We start from the raw sequence: 16,660 nt of genomic DNA on the forward strand, positions 1-16,660 counted from the left end.
CACGGCGCGAAACACCCACCCGGGGTTGTTGTTATCCGGGCGCCACCACCGGGGGTGCGGGTTGTGTTTTTGGTTATGTTTGTTTCAAACCAAATTTACCACTCACGACCCCCTTGACCCCTCGCGTTCCGCTGCGCTTGCTCGTCCCTTGGGAAGGCGTGAAGGTCGAGTTTCCTCGGTTGAGCCGAGGGAGGGGTCCTTCACGCGCAGCCGCTGGGGCTGGTGGTGTTACTGAGGCCGCAGGGGCGATCGCGTAGTCCGTGACTTCAGGCGTCGCGAAAGTGGCTTTCGGGACATCAGGCGTCGCGAAAGTGGCTTTCGCGACATACCCCGATATAACGCCCGTCAGCGCGTCCCGCTCCCGATCCGCCAGGCCGACATCCCGATCCCGCTCGGCTCGAGCGAGAACACCGGCGGCTCGGGAGCGTGGACGCGTTCCAGCTCCTCCGGCGTGTACCGCACGCATTTCCGATGCCATTCCAGGATCCCGGACATCCAGTCCTTCAGGTTGTCCGCGTACCTGGTCAGCACCGCGCGGACGTCGTCGCCGAGGCCGAGGTCGTCGCACATCCGCGGCAGGTCCTCGTCGGCGAGCTGCTCGAACTGGGCCATCCGCGCGTTCATCAACCGGGCGGCGATGTCGCGGGCCTCGATCCGGTCCACGTCCAGGAACCGCTCGACGACATAGACGAGATTGTGCACCTCGCCCTCGTATTCGATCTCCTTCTGGTACGAGAACAGGTCGTTGGCGAACGCCGCGTAGTCCTGGGCGGCGGTGTCGAGTTCGAACAGCACGCGGTTCTGGTAGATCTCCGGCGGTACGACGTCGCCGAGCCGCAGCCGGGCGAGGCTCTTCGTCAGATCCGAACCGAACGTCCGCCGCCGCATCTCCACGTAGTCGACCGGGTCGGGGACGCGGTTCTGCGCCTGATTCGCCACCTCCCAGACCCAGCTCGCGGTCATGCTCTCGACGGCGCGGCGGAACTCGGCCCGCGCGGGCCGGGTCATTCCTCCGGCGGTGCGCTCCCACAGGTCCACGAGCCCTCGCTCGACCGGGTTCGACGGCTTCGGTATCGGCTCGCCGTCGAGCGGCATGAACAGGGAAAGCCGGTCACTGCTCAGCTTCGCGGCCACCGGATCCCTTCTCAATCCGAAGACCAGGGGGAAGTAGTCGTCGCCGTAAGTGCCCCAGGTCAACCAGTCCGACGACAGCTTGAGCTGCTCGAGATCCGAGTCCGCGTGGATCATCGCGGCGCAGTGCGGCAGGTCGATGCCGCGCATCCGGCGCTCGTCCCAGATCCCGCCGTCGTCGAACATCCCCATCTCCCGCGCCCAGCCCGGCGCGTACTCGCGGGCGGCGGCGAGATGGGGGCTGGTGCGCACGGGGTACGGCATGCGGAATTCCGGCAGCGGCAGATGCCCCACCTTCGCGAACGGCGGGGGTGCCTGCTGCCGCACCCGCTGGACGAGACCCGGCCCGTTGGCGCCGGCCGAGTCCTCGTTCATGTACCGGCTCGATTGGGTATGCCACTCGTGACCGCCGGATTGCCAGTCCTGCAAGCCTTTCACGTACAGGCCGACACTGATCTGCTCCGGCAGCGAGACGTCGCGCTCGATGAGCAACGCGGGCACCTCGACGAGCGCGGTGTTCTCGAACTGCTGCAATCGCGAGGTCAGCAGGTCGTTGGTGAGTTCCGCGGCGTCCTGCGTGGAGCAATCGAGGAACTTCTCGAAGACGAGCACGGCATTGGAGTTCTCGCCCTCTTCGCGCACTTCACGTTGGTACGAAAAGAGATCGTTGCGGAGGTGGACGGCGTCGGCGAACGTGTCGCGCAGGACCTCCATCGGCCTGGTCGCCGCGATCCTGTCCGGCACTTCGGCACCGACGGCGTACTCGATGAGGTTCGCCGACCACGGCGCCCCGCCGACACGACGGCGCATCTGGACGTATTCGATGGGGTTCGCGATCCGGCCGCGGTCGATGTTGTCCAATTCCCAGAGCGATTCGACCATCAGGTTGTGCGTGCTGGTGACGAAACGCCGCCGCCAGGCCTCGGACATCGAAGGGATCGTGCGCGCCCAAAGGTTCTCAAGCCCGGCTTCGGCGGGATTCGCCGGTTCCGGTGACGTTTCCCCCGGCCCGGTCATGAACAGTTCCAAGCGGTCCAAATAAGCCTTCGCGCCCTCGGTGTCCCGGGTGTACTTGAATTGCGCAAGGAAATCGTCGTCGAAGAAGAACACCCACACGTACCAATCCGTGACCAGATCGAGGGACGGCCCGTCACAGTCCGGATGGGTGTGCGCGCAGAGCAGCGCGTAATCCATTTTCGCCAGCGCCTGCTCGGTCCAGACGACGTCACCGGACGGCGCCGGCGAATCGAGCATCCCCATTTCCCTGGCCCAGGCCATACTGTGCGCCCGCGCCGCTTCGAGGTGCGGATTCATCCTGGCCGGATGCGGCACGTAGAACTCGGGCAAGGTGAAAGCCTGCATCTGCGACTGCCTCCCGGGCCGGTGTCGGATCCGTTCCGACGTTTCCAGCCCGCCGCCTCGCCGGGCAACCGGCCACCCGAGCGATTCGGTGTGCCATGGAGTGAATCAGTCCCAGAGGGACGCCGGATCGACATACGGCGCGAGCAATCCGGTCAATATCTCGTCGCCGTTGCCGTTCAATTCGTCCTCGGCGATCCGGCGGGCGACACCGACGAGGAAATCGGCGGCCTGCACCCGCGGATCCGACCGTGAATCGACGAAGCGCACCCCGGCCAATCCCGGACTCGATTCGATCCGGGCGAGCCGATCGCCTTTCAGTGACGGTTGTTCGTCGTGGACGAGGAAGACCCGCTCCCCGCCCTCGCTCCAGTACTCGACGGCGCGAAGGATCGCGGGCACCAGCGGATCAAGGGTCTTGGCGTCCCGCGACCGCGCGACCTTCGCCCTCAATTCCGCGGTGTCCCCGGCCATCGCGAAGAACGACCCCGCCGCCGGATCCCGGCGGTTCCTGGTCCGCAGCACGTCGTTGAACGCGGCGAGGAACTCGTCGTCCGGCCGGATCCCCGGGCCGACGAGCGCTCGGAGTTCGTTCGCCAGCAGCCGCTTCTTGTCCACGAGATACACGTGCGCCCGCCCGTGTACCGGGCCGAGGGGACCGAGGAACCATTCGAGCACCCGGCGATGCTTCGTGCGGAGAAGATGGTTCGCCTTGTACTCGACCGCCGGCGAGCGGATCCTTCGCCGCAGTTCGGCCAGGCAGGCCGCCGCCTCTTCGAGACTCAGCCGGACCCCCGCGTGCGCGAACACGTCGGTCTGCCCGCCGATCAGTTTCTCGCCCTCGGACCCGGACTCGTCGCAGGCGATCTCCAGGGGCACGATCCGCATCGTGCCCCATCGCGAGGGCGCGGTCGACCCGGTTACGCGGGTTCGGGCAGCGGCTCGCCGGTCTCGAGCAGCGACTTGAGGCTGGACAGGATCGACGGCCAGCCGCCCTTGACCATCTCCAGCGCGGTGCTGCCCGGCGGGAATCCGTCGTGCACCACGGTCAGCTTCACCGTGTCACCGACGGGTTCGAGGTCGAACGTCACCTTCGACCGCGACTCGGCCCGCAGCTTCGCCGACACGTCGTCGTCGAGCCCCACCGACTTCGCGAACTCCGGCGTGAAGGTGTGCCACGTGTAGGACAGCCGCCGGTACGGGTCGGACTCGAGAACAACCTGTTCGGGATCTTCCAGCTTCACACCGAGCTGGTCCCAGGCCATCGTCGACCCGGCCTTCCAGTCCGAGGTGAACTCGCAACCCCAGTACTGCTTGGTGAAGACCGGATCGGTGAGCGCCTGCCAGAGCCGCTCCGGCGTGGTCCTGATGTAGCTGGTGTACACGAATTCGTCGGTGCTCATGGGTTCCTGCTCCAATGCCTTCTTGAGGTCGGCGAGCGCGTCGACCCGGCCCTGGTGGTACCGGTCGATCCAGCGCTCGGCGATCGCGTTGATCGGCTCCGCGTTCACGTAATGCAACTTCTCGCGGCCACGACGCACCGTGGTCACCAGATTGGCGGCCTCCAGCACGGCCAGATGCTTGCTGACCGACTGCCGCGCCATGTCCAGCCCCGCGCACAGCTCGCGCAGGGTCTGCCCGTTGCGGGCGTTGAGGTCGTCGAGCAACCGGCGCCGGCTGGCGTCCGCCAGCGCCTTGAAGACCTCGTCCATGTCGTTCTCCCCGATATGCAGCCTCGCGGCTGCCTTTGCAGATTAGGCAGCCATGTGGCTGCATGTCAAGCCGCCGGGTCGGGACCGAGGACGGCGTCCAGCAGCTTGCCCAATTGATCGAGCTGAGCGGCGGACAAAGACTCGAATGAGCTCTCGACGACGCCGTCGACGAGGTCCTGCCCGGCGGCACGCAGCCGCTCGCCCTCGTCGGTGAGCCGGTGGCGCACGGCCCGCCCCGGCCCCGGGACGCGTTCGATCAGCCCGCGATCGGCCATCCGCGCGGCAAGGGAACCGAAGGACTGATCGGTCTGGAAGGTCAGCACCGCGAGGTCGTGCAGCGACGCGTCCGGCGTGCGGTGCAGATGCCGCAGCGTGTCCCACTGCACCAGCGAGATCCCCAACGGCGCCAGCGCCTGGCTCAACGCGCGGTGGTGGCGGTACTGCAGGCGCTTCACGGCCAAGGCGACGTCGGCGGGGCGGTGCTTCATGCCCGGCAGCCTACCTTCGCGAAGACAACTTGCTTACCTAAGGAACCTTATATAAGGTTCCTTAGATGATGACCTCTCTGCGCGTCGGCCCCGTCGAAATCACCCTCCAAGATCGCGGCCATGGCCGCCCTTTCCTGCTCCTGCACGGCGGAGGCGGTGTCGCGACGATGACCGGCTTCGCCGGCCTGCTCGCCGAACGCTCCCGGGTGCTGCTGCCCACCCACCCGGGTTTCGGCGGCACACCGAAAGCCGCCGAACTCACCGGCGTCCGCGCGCTGGCGAAGGCCTACGTCGCGATGCTGGACCAGCTCGACCTCACGGACGTCACCGTGCTCGGCAACTCCTTCGGCGGCTGGCTCGCCGCCGAAATCGCCCTGCTGGGAAGCCCGCGCGTCAGCGGCGCGGTGATCGTCGACGGCATCGGGATCGTCGTGCCGGATCACCCGCTGACCGACGTCAGCGGTCTTTCGCGCACCGAACTCCTGGCGCACTCGTACCACGATCCGGCCAAGGCGCCGTCGAGCACCGGAACCGGACCGAGCCCGGACGTGCGGGCACTGATCGGCTACACCGGTCCGGCCATGGCCGATCCGGAACTGGCCGATCGACTGGGCGAACTCACCCTTCCGGTGCACATCATCTGGGGCGAAAGCGACCGCATCGCCGGCCCGGAGTACGGCAAGGCCTACGCCGCGGCCGTCCCCGCGTCGACGTTCACCGTGCTTCCGCGCACCGGCCATCTGCCGCAGCTCGAAACACCCGAGGAGTTGCTCGGCGCGGTGGGCGTTCGCTGATTCCGGCGTCCTGTCACGTTTCCGGTGGCTCCCTCGTCCACGTGGCGACACGTCCACTCGAAGGAGTTCACATGCCGACCCCGTTGCGCGTCGCGATCGCCGTGCAGACCCTGGCCGTCTTCCTCACGCCGATCTCCGCCGGTCTCCTGCTGACCGTGCCGAGCGGCCACACCCTGCACAGCGCGACGGCCTACACGCTGTTCGTCGTGGCGATGCTGCACGTGCTCACCGCGATCCTCGTGTGGCGGCCGGGCGGCGGCTCCGCCAAGCCGATCCTGCCCGCGGCCGTGTTCCTCGGACTCACGCTGGTGCAGGTGTTCCTCGGGATCGCGCACGTGACGGCGGTCCACGTCCCGCTCGGGGTCCTGCTGTTCGGCTTCAGCCTCGTGCAGCTGAGCCGGATCCGCCCGCCGCGGGAAGCGGCGGTCGCGGCGGCGCACTGAGGACGGTTGCGAGGGGCCACACGCGAAGATCAGCCCGGAGTCGAGGCGATGTCGTGGTTTCGCCGGTAAGTCTTGTCGCACTCCCAACACGTCTTGAGCGCAACGGGCCGCAATGCGGCCGGTCTGTACTCGATGACGCCGGCCTGGCCACACAAAGTCGCCAGAGTCCCGGCCGCGAAGCTGATCACGGCGACTCGATGCCAGACATCGTCAAGAACCGGCTGAAGTCTTGCCTGATCGAGGAACAGGATGACGCTCATGGCCAATACCCGCAGACGAGTACGCGGACTTCGGTGTGGTGGCGCCGTGCGTAGCCGGCCTCGGTGTCCTGGTTCAAGCCTGTCGCTTCGATGGCTCTCGTCCCCATGGCTGCATCCTCGCCGTTACTTATCATGACGTCATGACCACTTAACGATGACATGCGCCGGGCAACTGGTCAATACGAGTTGACCAGTGGAGAATGCTTGCCATGATGGATCGCACGAGTGGAGTGCCAGCGTTCCGGCAAGTCGCGACCGATCTTCGGAAGAAGATCCATGCCGGTGAGTACCCGCCGGGCGCCAAGCTTCCGAGCGAACGCGAACTGATCGATACGTATGGCGTGTCTCGGCCGACCGTCCGCGAAGCAGTCAATCTCCTGCGCGCCGAAGGTGTCGTCAACGTCGAGCACGGACGTGGCGTGTTCGTCCGGCCGCCTTCGAACATCCAGCGCCTGGCACGTTCGCGGTTGTCCCGTGCCGCACGTGAACGCAACGAAGGCGCCTTCCTGGCGGAGGCAGCGTCCAAGGGCTTCGCTGCTTCGAGCAGCGTCAAGGTCCGCTTCGAACGTGCCGATGAACGAGCGGCCGAATTCCTCCGAGTGGACGTCGGAACCGAACTCACCGTGAGAGATCGGGTGATGCGGGCCGATGGGCTGGTCGCTCAGCTCGCGGTGTCGCGCCTCCCGCGCGAACTGACGCGCGGCACCCGAATCGAGAAGGTCAACACCGGCGAAGGTGGCACTTACGCACGCCTCGAGGAAGCCGGGCACACCATTGGCACCTTCGCCGAACACGTGGGCGCACGGATGCCGACGCCTGATGAAGTGACGCTTCTACAGCTACCGGGCGGCGTGCCGGTCATGACGATCACCCGCGTCGCTTACAGCACGGACGACAGGCCGCTGGAGATGAACGACATCATTCTTCCGGCGCACCTGTACGAGCTGACCTACGAGTGGCCAGCGGACTGAGTGCTTCATGAAGAGGCCTGAAGGTCAGCGTTTCCCGGGCTGGATGTGATCACCCACGCAGGACGTACCCGACGCCCCGCACGGTGTGGATCACGGGCGGCGGCCCGAGCTTGTGCCGCAGCTGCGCGATCAGCACCTCGAGCGCGTTGGGCGTCGGGGGCACCAGCTCGTCCCAGCCCGCGTCGGTCAGGTCGCGTCGCCGGACCGGCTCGCCCGCCGAGACCACCAGCCGGTGCAGGACCGCGAACTCCTTGCCGGTCAACGTCAAGGTGACGCCACCGCGTCGCACCTCGTGCCTGCCGATGTCCAGCCGGAGGTCGAGGAAATCCAGTACCGGCGCCGTTCCTGAATCGCCACGGCGACACAGGCTGCGCACTCGCGCGATCAGTTCGGCCATCGCGAAGGGCTTGACCAGGTAGTCGTCGGCCAAGGCCAGCCCGGCGATCCGGTCGGCGACCGTGTCGCGCGCGGTGAGGAACAGCACCGGGACCTCCCAGCCGTCCCGGCGGCGTTCGCCGACGTAGCCGAGGGAGTCCCCGGCCGGCAGCATCCGGTCGAGCACGACGCAGTCGTAGGCGTTGACGCTCAGCGCCTCGTCGGCGTCAGGGAGGTCCTTGGCGACATCGACGGCGAACCCGGAGCCGCGAAGTGAAGCCTCGACGGCTAATCGCAGGTCCTCGTCGTCCTCGGTGACCAGTACACGCACTCGACGACCGTAGCGTGATCACCCGGCGAGCTCTATCAACCAGCCGCGGTCCGCGGCCTTCGCGCCGGCCTGGAAACGGCTGCGCGCGCTGAGCCGGTTCATCAGATCGGACACCATCCGCCGGACGGTCCGCACGGAGATGCCCAGCCGGGCGGCGGCGGATTCGTCGGTGTGGCCGTCCAGGAGCAGTGCCAGCAGGTCCAGCTCGCGCCCGGTCGGCTCCGGTCCGGACCGCTCCGCCTCGGCGGGGCGCACCGTTCCAGGGGTGAAGGGCGTTCCGGCCGGCCACAGTCGTTCGAACAGTTCGGCGACCGTCCGGACCACGCTGGGCAGCCGGAACACGGTGAGCGCGCGCCGGTCCCCCGGCAGCAGCGCGAGCTCACCGTCGACGACGAGCGCGGCCGTCGGCACAGCGGCCACGGTCCGGATTTCGGCGCCCTGGGAAGCGAAAGCCTCCAGCCGCTTGGCGACCTTCGGAATGATCCTCGCCTCGACCGGCGCGAGCATCCGGTAGCGCACACCGGGCCTCAGGTGGTCGCGGTCGACTGCGCGGAACGCCTGCACCGTCGCGACGACGAGCACCTCGCGGGTCGCCGCCGAAAGAGCCTCCTCGATGTCCGCATGTGGTTCGCCCAGCGGGGAAAGGTGCCGCCGGGACAGTCCATAGTGGATGGTGGTCATGCCACCCGCTCCAGCTGTCCGGACGACGTCCGCTCGGATCCCAAGTGGACGGTCACGGCCCCGGCGAGCGGGAATTCCCGCCCACGCGTCGTGACGATCGCGGCGCTGCGGCCGGTGGCGGGCAGCAGTGCGGCGACTTGGCCACGGTCCGCGGCGTCGTCGAAGACCAGCAGCACCCGCCGCCCGGCAAGCTCCGAGCGCCACAGCGCGGCGCGTTCGTCCACATCGGACGGGATCAGCGCGGGCGGGAAACCGAGACCGCGCAACAGCCGTTCCAGCACCGCCGCGGTCGTCACCGGCACGGATCCGCCGTGCAGATCGACGAAGAACTGGCCGTCGGGAAAGCGTTCGCTGACCCGATGCGCCGCGGCCACCGCGAGCGCCGTCTTTCCCGCCCCCGCCGCACCGGTGACGACGACCGCGGGCGCGCACCCGGTCAGTGCCCGGCCCAAGGTCACGAGCTCCCGCTCCCGGCCCACCAGCGGCTCGACCGCCCGCGGCAGCTCCCGTCGCGGCCGGTCCGGTGCCCCGGAACCGTGCACCGCCCGGAACGCCTTCATCAGCTCGGGTCCCGGGCGCACCCCCAGTTCGGCGGCCAGGAGCCGCCGCGCCCGGTGGAACGTGGCCAGCGCCCGCGCCGGCCGTCCCCTGGCGTGCTCCGCCCGCATCAGCCGCGCCCAGACGTCTTCGCGCAGCGGGTCGTCCGCGGTCAGTGCCTGCAGCGTGGCCACCGCGTCGGCCGTCCGCCCGAGCCCGAGCTGGGCCTCGGCGAGCAACTCACGCAGCCGCCGGTGCACCTCGTCGAGCCGCTCGACGGCGTCGTCGGCGAGGACGTCCAACCCCTCGAACGGCCGTCCCCGCCACAGCCGCAAAGCCCGCTCTACGTGAGTCAACGCGGTTCCCGGCGCTCCCGCGGCCAGGGCCCGCGAGGCGTCATCGGCAAGAGCCGCGGCACAATCGGCGTCCAGCTCGCCGGGGCCGACGTGCAGCCGATAGGCCCCCGCCCGCCCTTCGATGCGGGGGCCGTCGTCGTGTTCCGGCAACAGCCGCCGCAGCTGCCACATGTAGGTCTTCAGGTTCGCTTCGGCCGAAGCCGGCGCGGCCTGTTCCTGCCACGTGTTCTCGATGAGCCGGTCCACCGCGACCCACGCGTTAGGCTGCACCAGGAGCGCGGCCAGCACCGTGGCGGGTTTCCCGCCGGCCGGCCTGCTCGTGACGCCGTCGCGGCCACGCACCTCGAGTGGCCCCAGGACCTGGAAGAGCACCATGCTCGCACCCCCTTGCTTCGTGTCGTCTTACGATCGCGCGATGTACCTGAGGTTCCGATGACAACGGCGCGCGTGCTCGTCGTGGAGGACGACGAAGACCTCCGTGTGGCGATCACCGCCGAGCTGCACGGGAGCGGCCTGCCCGTCCGCGAGGCCGGTGACCTGGCGCAGGCCGACGCCGAGCTGGCCACGGGCGGGTTCGGGTGCGCGGTGTTCGATCGGATGCTGCCGGACGGCGATTCGATCGACTACGTTCACCGCCGCCGCCAGGAGGGCTGGGCGGTACCGGTGCTGTTCCTGACCGCGCGCGACAGCCTCGCCGACCGGGTCGCCGGGTTCGAGCACGGCGGCGACGACTATCTGGTGAAGCCGTTCGCGGTGGCCGAGATGAGCGCCCGGGTCCACGCGCTCTACCGCCGCGCGGGCGCCGGACGGCCGTCGGTGCTGCGCCACGAGGACCTCGAAATGGACTGCGCCCGGCGGCAGGTGCGCCGCGGCGGCACGCTGCTCACCTTGAGCGACAAGGAGTTCGCGGTGCTGGAGTACCTACTCTCGCGGCCGGATCAGGCCGTCGGGCGCGACGAGCTGATCGAGCACTGCTGGGACACCAGCACCGACCCGATGTCCAATGTGGTCGACGTGGTGATCCGGCGCCTGCGGGTGCGGCTCGGCGATCCCGAGGTCATCGACACCGTCCGCGGCCGCGGCTACCGGATCGCGGCCCGGTGAAGGGCTCCGCGGCCGATCGCCTCCGCCGCCTGCGGTGGCTGCTCACCTGGCTGTTCACCGGGCTGAACGCCGCCGGGCTCGTGGTCTTCGCATGGCTCGCCGTGAGCGCCGACCTGCAGCAGCGCGAAGTCCAGCTGGACGCGGAGCTCGCCCGCGTCACCGCACCGGTCAAACGGCTGATCATGGGCGAGGGCGACACCATCACCACCACCTACGTCGGCCAGGACGAGGTGAACCGGCAATGCCCGCAGTTCGTGATCCTGCCCAGCGGCGCGGGCGCGTTCCCGCCCTACGCGAGCGGCCGGACCTGCGTGGCGGTCGATGCCAAGCGACTACAGACCTTCGCCGACCTGTCGGCGCGGAACGGGGCCGTGCTCAACGGCTACAGCAGCGGGACCGCGGGCGAGATGGTCCGCGTCGGCGTCGAGCCCTTCCGCAACCGCAACAACCAGGAGGCCGGCGCCATCGTCGCGGTCGCCGACGCGCGGGACGCCCTCGCCGCGCATGACCAGCTGAAACTGCTGGTCATCGGCGGCTGCGTGCTCCTGCTCGGCGCGATCGGGGTGACCGGGCACGTCCTGTCCGGACGCGCGATCCGGCCCGCGACCACCGCGCTCCAGCAACAGGAGGTCCTGCTCGCCGAGACCGCGCACGATCTCCGCACACCGGTCGCGGCGCTGCGCGCGCTGGCCGAAGCGGCGCTGCGCAACCCCGCGGAGAGCGACGAACTGCTGCCACGGACGGTCCGGCTCGCCGCGCGGATGGGCGGCATCATCGACGGCCTGCTCGTACGCGCGCGGCTGGCGGCCGGGGTCGAATCGCTGGCCATCCAGCCGGTGCGGCTGGACCAGCTCGTCGCGAGCGTCGTGGCGGAGACGCCGGCCGAGGGCGCGCAGGTGACGCTGGTGGCGGCGCCGTCGACTGTCTCCGCCGACCCGACGCTGGTCCAGCGCGCGGTGGCCAACCTGCTCGACAACGCGCTGCGCTACGGACGGCGTCCCGGCTACGAGGCCGTCGTGCACGTCACCGTCGCCGGCGGTCAGGTGACCGTCGCCGACAGCGGGCCGGGGATCGACTCGTCCGTCGCGGAGGAGAAGTTCGACCGGTTCACCAGCGGTGGCGGGTCGAGCGGGCTCGGCCTGTCGATCGTGCGATGGGTCGCGCTCGCGCACGGCGGCAGGCTGCGCGTGTACAACGCCGAAGAAGGCGGCGCGATCTTCGAGCTGAAGCTGCCGGAAGCGCCCTGACCGCGAAATGTATCCGAGCGGCTCCATTCTGTACCTCGTTCTTCTATGATCGGTCAGTGCCGGAGAGGGGATTCAAGCGGCGTCTGCCGCTCACTGTGCTGGCTGCGACCTGCGTGGCCCTCGTGGTCGCCGTCGCCACCGGAGCGGTGAAACCGGTCCCCGGCTTGGGGCTCACGCAAGCCGGGCATTGGGTCGCCAGCCCCGCCCTCGGCTTGGTCTTCCTCGTCAACGGTGCCAACCGGAGTGTGGACGCCCAGGCCGCCGTGCCGGGTCTCGAGCCCGGCTCCGATGTGGTCCAGGGCGACACGAGCGCGTACGTGGTCGGCCAGCGGCGGATCATCGAATTCGGCAAATCCGATCTCACCGTGAGCCGCACGGTGGACCAGCCGGTGACCGGGGAACGGCCGGTCCTGCTCGAAACCGCGGGCGGACCGTACCTCGTCTTCCGCGAGGCCGGGCGCGTCGTCCGGCTCGGCGACGAGTTCGCGTCGATCGACACGGGCGGCTCCCTCGGCGATCCGGTCGCCACTTCGGACGGCACGGTCTGGCTGCAGCGCACGGGCGACGGGAAGCTGTGCCGGCTGGCGAAGGGCGCCCACGCCGTCGGATGCGCCGTGCAGGCCGCCCGCGGGCATACCGGCGCGCTGACCGTCGTCGGCGACACCCCGGCGTTCGTCGACACCACGGCGAGCACCCTGCAGACCGTCACCGACGCCGGGCTCGGAAAGCCGCTGCCGCTGAAGGCTTCGTTCAGCCCGGCCGCGCAGATCGCCTCGGCCGACGCGGCCGGACGGATCGCGGTCCTCGAGCCGGGCTTGCGCAAGCTGTACTTCCTCGACGCGAGCGGCCTGAGCGCCGGGCGCGACCCCGGCCCGCCCAAGACCATCGACCTGTCCGATGGCCAGTACTCGCGGCCGACCGCTTCGTCGTCGGCGGTCGTCCTGCTCGATCTGACCCGCAACACCGTGGTCACCTACTCTCCCGACGGCCTGCCTCGGCACTCGATGCCGATCCCGCCGGAGAACGGGTCGCCGAAGCTCTCGCGCGGCGAGGACAAACGGGTCTACATCGAAGGCGCGCAAGGCAATCACGTCCTCGTGGTCGATCCCGAGGGCACGGTCGCGCAGGTCGCGGTGACCGCCGACAAACCGCCGGTCCCGCAGCCGACGACGGTGCCCCCGTCCTCGAAAACCCAACTGCCCCCGCAACGGGGAAACGGCGGCGACCGGCCACCGTCGCAGTCGAAACCGAAACCGCCTGCGACGTCCCCCAAGGCGCTGGCGGCGAGCCCGCCCGGCCTTCCCAGCGGTCTCCGCGCCACCTTGGCGGGCACGACGGCGAGCGTCACCTGGGGGGCGGCGACACCGAATGGCGCGGCGGTGACCGGATATCGCGTGTCGTGGACGCCGTCGTCCGGATCGGGCGCGGGTTCGGCCGCGCTCGGCGGCGGCGCGCGCTCGACGTCGATCCCGAACCTGCGCGACGGCGTGACGTACACGATCACGGTCGCGGCGGAGAACCGCGCGGGACGAGGTGCCCCGGCCACGGCGAGGGTCTCCCCGCCCGCGGGACCGAAGCCGACGATCACCATCAGCCGCGGCAAGACCGGGACCTACGACAAGACGTGCGAAGCACCGGCGTGCGCCAAGATCCACGTGGTGATGAAGGGCTTCACCCCCGGCACCCGCGTCAAGGTCAGGCCGTGGTCGAGCGATCCGGACTACAGCAACGAAGGCCGCTCGTGCGACATCCCGGCCAGCGGGAACTTCACCTTCGAGGCGTTCGACTTCGGCCAGGTCGGCAACCAGGTGTGGGTGGTCACCAACACCGGCGTGAAGTCCAACGTCATCACCTGGCAGTCGGGCTAGCGAACGCAGCGGGCGCCGCGAATGCCCTTGCTCTCGCTTTCGTAGGAACGCACGCTGTCGGTCGCCTGGACGACGAAGCAGTACTGCCGGCCGGGCTCGACATCGACCCGGTAGGCCGTGCCGCTCTCGACGTAGTGAGTCTTCCGCGGCAGGTCCACGCCCGCGACGATGACGGCGTAGTGCAGCGTGGATCCGTTACTGCGCCAGGAAAGTTGGACGTAGTCGCCGTGGTCGACCGGATCGGCGAGCTCGAGTCGCACGGGGTCGGCGGTCGTGGTGGGCACGCTGGTCACCGGTTCGGCGCTCGCGGGCGGCACGTTCAGCTCACGTGGCCGGTTCTGCAACACGAAAACCGCCGCCGCGGCGAGGACGACGGCCCCGGCCGCGACGCCGACGATCAGCCGGGTTTTCCCTTTACGACGGGTTTTCGCGTGCTCCGGGCCATAGTCCAGGATCGGCGCGCCAAGGGGACGCGGGGTGGCCGCGGTGCCGGGCGTCGCGCCGAGCCGGGTAGCGACCAAGGTGGCGTCGATCGGGCGGACTCCGGGGTCGCGCGCCAGCAGTGAGGCCACGAGCGGACCGAGGCCCGCCGGGAGGCCGGGCCGGTCGATCGGCGGCACCGGCCCGCTGAGCAGGCGCAGCGTCAGCTCGTCCGCGGTCTCGCCCGGCTCTTCCCGCGCAGGAGAACGGCCGGTGAGCGCGAAGTACAGCAGGGCACCGAGACCGTAGAGATCGGTACGTTCGTCGCGGACGCCGTCGGTGATCGTTTCCGGCGCGAGGAATCCGACGTCGGAATCGCCGGGGAACGACTGACGCAGCGCGAGCCCGAAGTCCGCCAGCACCGGTGCGCCGGACGCGCGGAAGAGGACGTTGCCGGGCGTCATCCCGCCGTGCACGACGCCGGCCTGGTGCGCCGCGGCCAACGTCGTCGCGAGGGCTTCGCCCAGGGAAAGCACATCTTGGACGGAAAGCGGCCCGAAGGCCCCGACGAGTTCGGCCAGCGATTGCGTGCAGAGTTCCATCCGGACGGCGAACCGGCCGTCGGGCAATTCCTTCGCATCGAGCGGGATCAGGACCGTGTCGAGCCCGCTCAGCGAGTTCAACGCGGAGAGTTCCTTCTCCAGCTCAGCGCGGGTGTGACGGTCGACGCGACCGGGATACACCTTGAGCGCGAAGGCCTCGCCGGTCGTCTCGTCCATTCCGGCCAGCACGGTGGCGGCCGGGCCTTCGCCCAGTGGCACCAGCTCGTCGTCTTCCATCATTCCCAGTCTGTCATCCGCGGGCCGTCGACGGCGAATCCCGATGTACCGCGGATGTATCCGCCATGGACCCCCTCGGGTCACTCTTTCCGCCACGGCGGTGGTTTCTCCACGCCCCACGACCAAGGAGGCGAACATGAAGCGGAATCTGCGGCGCGCGGCCGTCTACGGAGTGGCCGGGCTGGCGACCGCCGCGCTCGGCGCGACGACGGCGAACGCGTTGGTGGACAGCAACGACGACAGCGCGGCCCCTGCACCCGCACAGGCCCCAGCGCCGGCACCTGCTCCCGCGCCCGGAGCCGCGCCGGTCGCGCCGAAGCCGGTGAACGCGTTGCCGAAGGCACACGCGGCGCCCGCGCAGCAGGCCGCACCCAAACCCGTGCACCACGTCAAGCCCGCCGCGGCCCATCGCGCGGCCGTACCGGTGGCGTTGTCGAAGCCGCAGGTGAAGAAGGTACGACAGGCGCCTCAGCAGAAGCGGTTCGTGGTGCAGGCCGCGGCCAAGGCGCCGACCGCGTCTCCCGTGCGGATGGCGATCGCTCCGGCCACCCCGAAACTGGACACCGCGATCAAGGCCGTCGACGAGGCACGCAAGACCGTCAAGACCGCCGAAAAGTCGTTGCGTGACGCCAAGAAGCGGCTTGCACAGTCCGAAAAGGACTTGAAAGAGCTGCGCGAGGAGATGAAGCCGGGCAAGAAGCCCTGCCACGACCACAAGTCCAAGCACGACCGGATCAAGAAGTCCGACCTCCCCGACGATCTGGTCAAGCGCCTGGAGGCCCTTCGCGCGGGAGGCAAGACGATTTCGAAGACCACACACAAGTCGGGCAACACGGTCACGAAGACGGCGAGCTCGTCGGGCAACGGCGCTTCCTCGTGGTCCAGCGCGACCTCGACCAACGGCACCGTCTCCGCCAACGCCTGGTGACGCGATGACCACCACGCTTGAACCCACCCAGTACATCGTGATCCCGCAAGACGTCTGGGAGCACGAAGACGCGCCACCACCTCCTCCTGCCGACGAGTTCGAGCCCTGCCCGGAAGACGAAGCGGAATACCTCGCTTGCGAACCGGAACCGCTGAGCCTCGGCGCTTACACGGGTCTCGGCGGCGCGACGGGCTCGCTGGCCTTCGGCATCGCGGCGGGTGCGCTGGTGACTTCGCCGCTGGGTCTGGCGATCGGCGTGGTGGCGGGCGTCTTCGGCGGCCTGATGGGCCACTCGTTGGCCGAAGAAGTCTACGAGCGAACGCATTGAGCCGATGGCGCGGATCCGTACGGAAACGAGGACAGTGGTGAACAACAAAGCAGACCCGACGAGGGCCATCCTCTACTCGGTGGCCGGCGGCGTCCTGACCGCGGTGTTCGGCGTGCTCGGGGCGACGGACGCGCACGCGGAGCCCAGGGACACCGCCGGTCAGCCACCTGCCAAAGATCCGAGCCCGAAGAAGGCGGAGGCACCCGCGCCCAGGCTGACCGGGCCGACTCCGGAGCGAGCGCGGCAACAGGCGGCGGACGTCCGGAAAGCCCGGGAAGACCGATCAGCGAAGGAGAAAGAGAAGACCACGGCAAAGGTCGTCAAGACCGAGAAGCGCGAGACACCGCAAAGGATCACCGCCAGAAACGCCGGGCGATCGTCCACAGAGGACAAGAAGTCGGAGTCGCCGGCGGGCCGGCTGACCGGGCCGACTCCGGAGCGAGCGCGGCAGCAGGCGGCGGACGTCCGGAAAGCCCGAGAGGACCGAT

17 protein-coding genes are annotated in these 16,660 nt (G+C 69.2%); 8 read left to right on the top strand and 9 right to left on the bottom strand.

All coding sequences use genetic code 11. From position 1 onward, the window contains the following. Positions 1 to 345: 345 nt before the first annotated feature. The 4 genes from ACIRGA_RS29275 to ACIRGA_RS29290 all read right to left on the bottom strand — a co-directional run bounded on the left by ACIRGA_RS29275 (position 346) and on the right by ACIRGA_RS29290 (position 4,690). Positions 346 to 2,493 carry a germacradienol/geosmin synthase gene (locus tag ACIRGA_RS29275; RefSeq protein ID WP_400946806.1) on the bottom strand — a complete coding sequence of 716 codons (2,148 nt, stop codon included), beginning with the start codon at positions 2,491 to 2,493 and terminating at the stop codon, positions 346 to 348. Between the two features lie 105 nt (positions 2,494 to 2,598). Then, complete coding sequence (locus ACIRGA_RS29280) at positions 2,599 to 3,378, bottom strand: DUF3800 domain-containing protein (RefSeq protein ID WP_400946809.1); 780 nt, start codon at positions 3,376 to 3,378, stop codon at positions 2,599 to 2,601. 32 nt (positions 3,379 to 3,410) lie between these two features. Next, positions 3,411 to 4,202, bottom strand: a complete 792-nt coding sequence (locus tag ACIRGA_RS29285) for an ArsR/SmtB family transcription factor (protein WP_400946812.1) — start codon at positions 4,200 to 4,202, stop codon at positions 3,411 to 3,413. A gap of 65 nt (positions 4,203 to 4,267) precedes the next feature. Beyond that, positions 4,268 to 4,690, bottom strand: a complete 423-nt coding sequence (locus tag ACIRGA_RS29290) for a MarR family winged helix-turn-helix transcriptional regulator (protein ID WP_400946815.1) — start codon at positions 4,688 to 4,690, stop codon at positions 4,268 to 4,270. A gap of 68 nt (positions 4,691 to 4,758) precedes the next feature. Here ACIRGA_RS29290 and ACIRGA_RS29295 point away from each other — a divergent pair, with 68 nt between their 5' ends. Further along, positions 4,759 to 5,484, top strand: coding sequence for an alpha/beta fold hydrolase (locus ACIRGA_RS29295; RefSeq protein WP_400946900.1), 726 nt, complete (start codon positions 4,759 to 4,761; stop codon positions 5,482 to 5,484). A 71-nt stretch (positions 5,485 to 5,555) separates the two neighbouring features. Then, positions 5,556 to 5,927 (top strand): hypothetical protein, encoded by a 372-nt coding sequence (locus tag ACIRGA_RS29300; RefSeq protein WP_400946818.1) that lies wholly within the window; start codon positions 5,556 to 5,558, stop codon positions 5,925 to 5,927. A gap of 29 nt (positions 5,928 to 5,956) precedes the next feature. Here ACIRGA_RS29300 and ACIRGA_RS29305 read toward each other — a convergent pair whose 3' ends face one another. Further along, positions 5,957 to 6,187, bottom strand: a complete 231-nt coding sequence (locus ACIRGA_RS29305; RefSeq protein ID WP_400946821.1) for a hypothetical protein — start codon at positions 6,185 to 6,187, stop codon at positions 5,957 to 5,959. Positions 6,188 to 6,396: 209 nt separating this feature from the next. Between ACIRGA_RS29305 and ACIRGA_RS29310 the strand changes: the two genes are divergently transcribed. Further along, positions 6,397 to 7,158, top strand: a complete 762-nt coding sequence (locus ACIRGA_RS29310) for a GntR family transcriptional regulator (RefSeq protein ID WP_400946824.1) — start codon at positions 6,397 to 6,399, stop codon at positions 7,156 to 7,158. A gap of 49 nt (positions 7,159 to 7,207) precedes the next feature. Here the strand turns inward: ACIRGA_RS29310 and ACIRGA_RS29315 are convergent, their stop codons facing one another. Genes ACIRGA_RS29315 through ACIRGA_RS29325 form a run of 3 tightly spaced genes read right to left on the bottom strand, consistent with a single transcriptional unit; the run spans position 7,208 to position 9,813 of the window. Then, positions 7,208 to 7,864, bottom strand: coding sequence for a winged helix-turn-helix domain-containing protein (locus ACIRGA_RS29315; RefSeq protein WP_400946827.1), 657 nt, complete (start codon positions 7,862 to 7,864; stop codon positions 7,208 to 7,210). Positions 7,865 to 7,882: 18 nt separating this feature from the next. After that, on the bottom strand, positions 7,883 to 8,545 hold the full coding sequence (locus tag ACIRGA_RS29320) for a LuxR C-terminal-related transcriptional regulator (RefSeq protein WP_400946830.1): 663 nt from the start codon (positions 8,543 to 8,545) through the stop codon (positions 7,883 to 7,885). After that, positions 8,542 to 9,813 (bottom strand): BTAD domain-containing putative transcriptional regulator, encoded by a 1,272-nt coding sequence (locus tag ACIRGA_RS29325; RefSeq protein WP_400946833.1) that lies wholly within the window; start codon positions 9,811 to 9,813, stop codon positions 8,542 to 8,544. Before ACIRGA_RS29325 ends, ACIRGA_RS29320 begins: the two co-directional genes overlap by 4 nt. A 57-nt stretch (positions 9,814 to 9,870) precedes the next feature. Here ACIRGA_RS29325 and ACIRGA_RS29330 point away from each other — a divergent pair, with 57 nt between their 5' ends. From ACIRGA_RS29330 to ACIRGA_RS29340, 3 genes are read left to right on the top strand one after another with little or no spacing between them, the layout of a single operon-like run. Further along, complete coding sequence (locus ACIRGA_RS29330) at positions 9,871 to 10,542, top strand: response regulator transcription factor (RefSeq protein ID WP_400946836.1); 672 nt, start codon at positions 9,871 to 9,873, stop codon at positions 10,540 to 10,542. Continuing rightward, on the top strand, positions 10,539 to 11,789 hold the full coding sequence (locus ACIRGA_RS29335) for a sensor histidine kinase (RefSeq protein WP_400946839.1): 1,251 nt from the start codon (positions 10,539 to 10,541) through the stop codon (positions 11,787 to 11,789). Before ACIRGA_RS29330 ends, ACIRGA_RS29335 begins: the two co-directional genes overlap by 4 nt. Positions 11,790 to 11,845: 56 nt before the next feature. Further along, positions 11,846 to 13,657: a fibronectin type III domain-containing protein gene (locus tag ACIRGA_RS29340; protein WP_400946841.1), complete on the top strand. Its 1,812-nt coding sequence runs from the start codon at positions 11,846 to 11,848 to the stop codon at positions 13,655 to 13,657. On the opposite strand, the gene ACIRGA_RS29345 is transcribed toward ACIRGA_RS29340, so the two are convergent. Continuing rightward, on the bottom strand, positions 13,654 to 14,916 hold the full coding sequence (locus ACIRGA_RS29345) for a serine/threonine protein kinase (RefSeq protein ID WP_400946844.1): 1,263 nt from the start codon (positions 14,914 to 14,916) through the stop codon (positions 13,654 to 13,656). The two genes, ACIRGA_RS29340 and ACIRGA_RS29345, sit on opposite strands and share 4 nt — an antisense overlap. A gap of 136 nt (positions 14,917 to 15,052) precedes the next feature. On the opposite strand from ACIRGA_RS29345, the gene ACIRGA_RS29350 reads away from it, so the two are divergent. After that, on the top strand, positions 15,053 to 15,844 hold the full coding sequence (locus ACIRGA_RS29350) for a hypothetical protein (protein ID WP_400946847.1): 792 nt from the start codon (positions 15,053 to 15,055) through the stop codon (positions 15,842 to 15,844). A gap of 4 nt (positions 15,845 to 15,848) precedes the next feature. Continuing rightward, on the top strand, positions 15,849 to 16,172 hold the full coding sequence (locus ACIRGA_RS29355; protein WP_400946849.1) for a hypothetical protein: 324 nt from the start codon (positions 15,849 to 15,851) through the stop codon (positions 16,170 to 16,172). The last annotated feature ends 488 nt before the right edge of the window (positions 16,173 to 16,660 follow it).

Source organism: Amycolatopsis sp. NPDC102389 (assembly GCF_044765885.1).
Taxonomy (GTDB): domain Bacteria; phylum Actinomycetota; class Actinomycetes; order Mycobacteriales; family Pseudonocardiaceae; genus Amycolatopsis.

Bases quoted from the DNA above. Each gene is read 5' to 3' on its own strand.
- ACIRGA_RS29290 (WP_400946815.1), bottom strand. From the start codon at position 4,690: ATGAAGCACCGCCCCGCCGACGTCGCCTTGGCCGTGAAGCGCCTGCAG.
- ACIRGA_RS29285 (WP_400946812.1), bottom strand. From the start codon at position 4,202: ATGGACGAGGTCTTCAAGGCGCTGGCGGACGCCAGCCGGCGCCGGTTG.
- ACIRGA_RS29330 (WP_400946836.1), top strand. From the start codon at position 9,871: ATGACAACGGCGCGCGTGCTCGTCGTGGAGGACGACGAAGACCTCCGT.
- ACIRGA_RS29325 (WP_400946833.1), bottom strand. From the start codon at position 9,813: ATGGTGCTCTTCCAGGTCCTGGGGCCACTCGAGGTGCGTGGCCGCGAC.
- ACIRGA_RS29345 (WP_400946844.1), bottom strand. From the start codon at position 14,916: ATGGAAGACGACGAGCTGGTGCCACTGGGCGAAGGCCCGGCCGCCACC.
- ACIRGA_RS29295 (WP_400946900.1), top strand. From the start codon at position 4,759: ATGACCTCTCTGCGCGTCGGCCCCGTCGAAATCACCCTCCAAGATCGC.
- ACIRGA_RS29280 (WP_400946809.1), bottom strand. From the start codon at position 3,378: ATGCGGATCGTGCCCCTGGAGATCGCCTGCGACGAGTCCGGGTCCGAG.
- ACIRGA_RS29355 (WP_400946849.1), top strand. From the start codon at position 15,849: ATGACCACCACGCTTGAACCCACCCAGTACATCGTGATCCCGCAAGAC.
- ACIRGA_RS29350 (WP_400946847.1), top strand. From the start codon at position 15,053: ATGAAGCGGAATCTGCGGCGCGCGGCCGTCTACGGAGTGGCCGGGCTG.
- ACIRGA_RS29275 (WP_400946806.1), bottom strand. From the start codon at position 2,493: ATGCAGGCTTTCACCTTGCCCGAGTTCTACGTGCCGCATCCGGCCAGG.
- ACIRGA_RS29305 (WP_400946821.1), bottom strand. From the start codon at position 6,187: ATGAGCGTCATCCTGTTCCTCGATCAGGCAAGACTTCAGCCGGTTCTT.
- ACIRGA_RS29320 (WP_400946830.1), bottom strand. From the start codon at position 8,545: ATGACCACCATCCACTATGGACTGTCCCGGCGGCACCTTTCCCCGCTG.
- ACIRGA_RS29300 (WP_400946818.1), top strand. From the start codon at position 5,556: ATGCCGACCCCGTTGCGCGTCGCGATCGCCGTGCAGACCCTGGCCGTC.
- ACIRGA_RS29310 (WP_400946824.1), top strand. From the start codon at position 6,397: ATGATGGATCGCACGAGTGGAGTGCCAGCGTTCCGGCAAGTCGCGACC.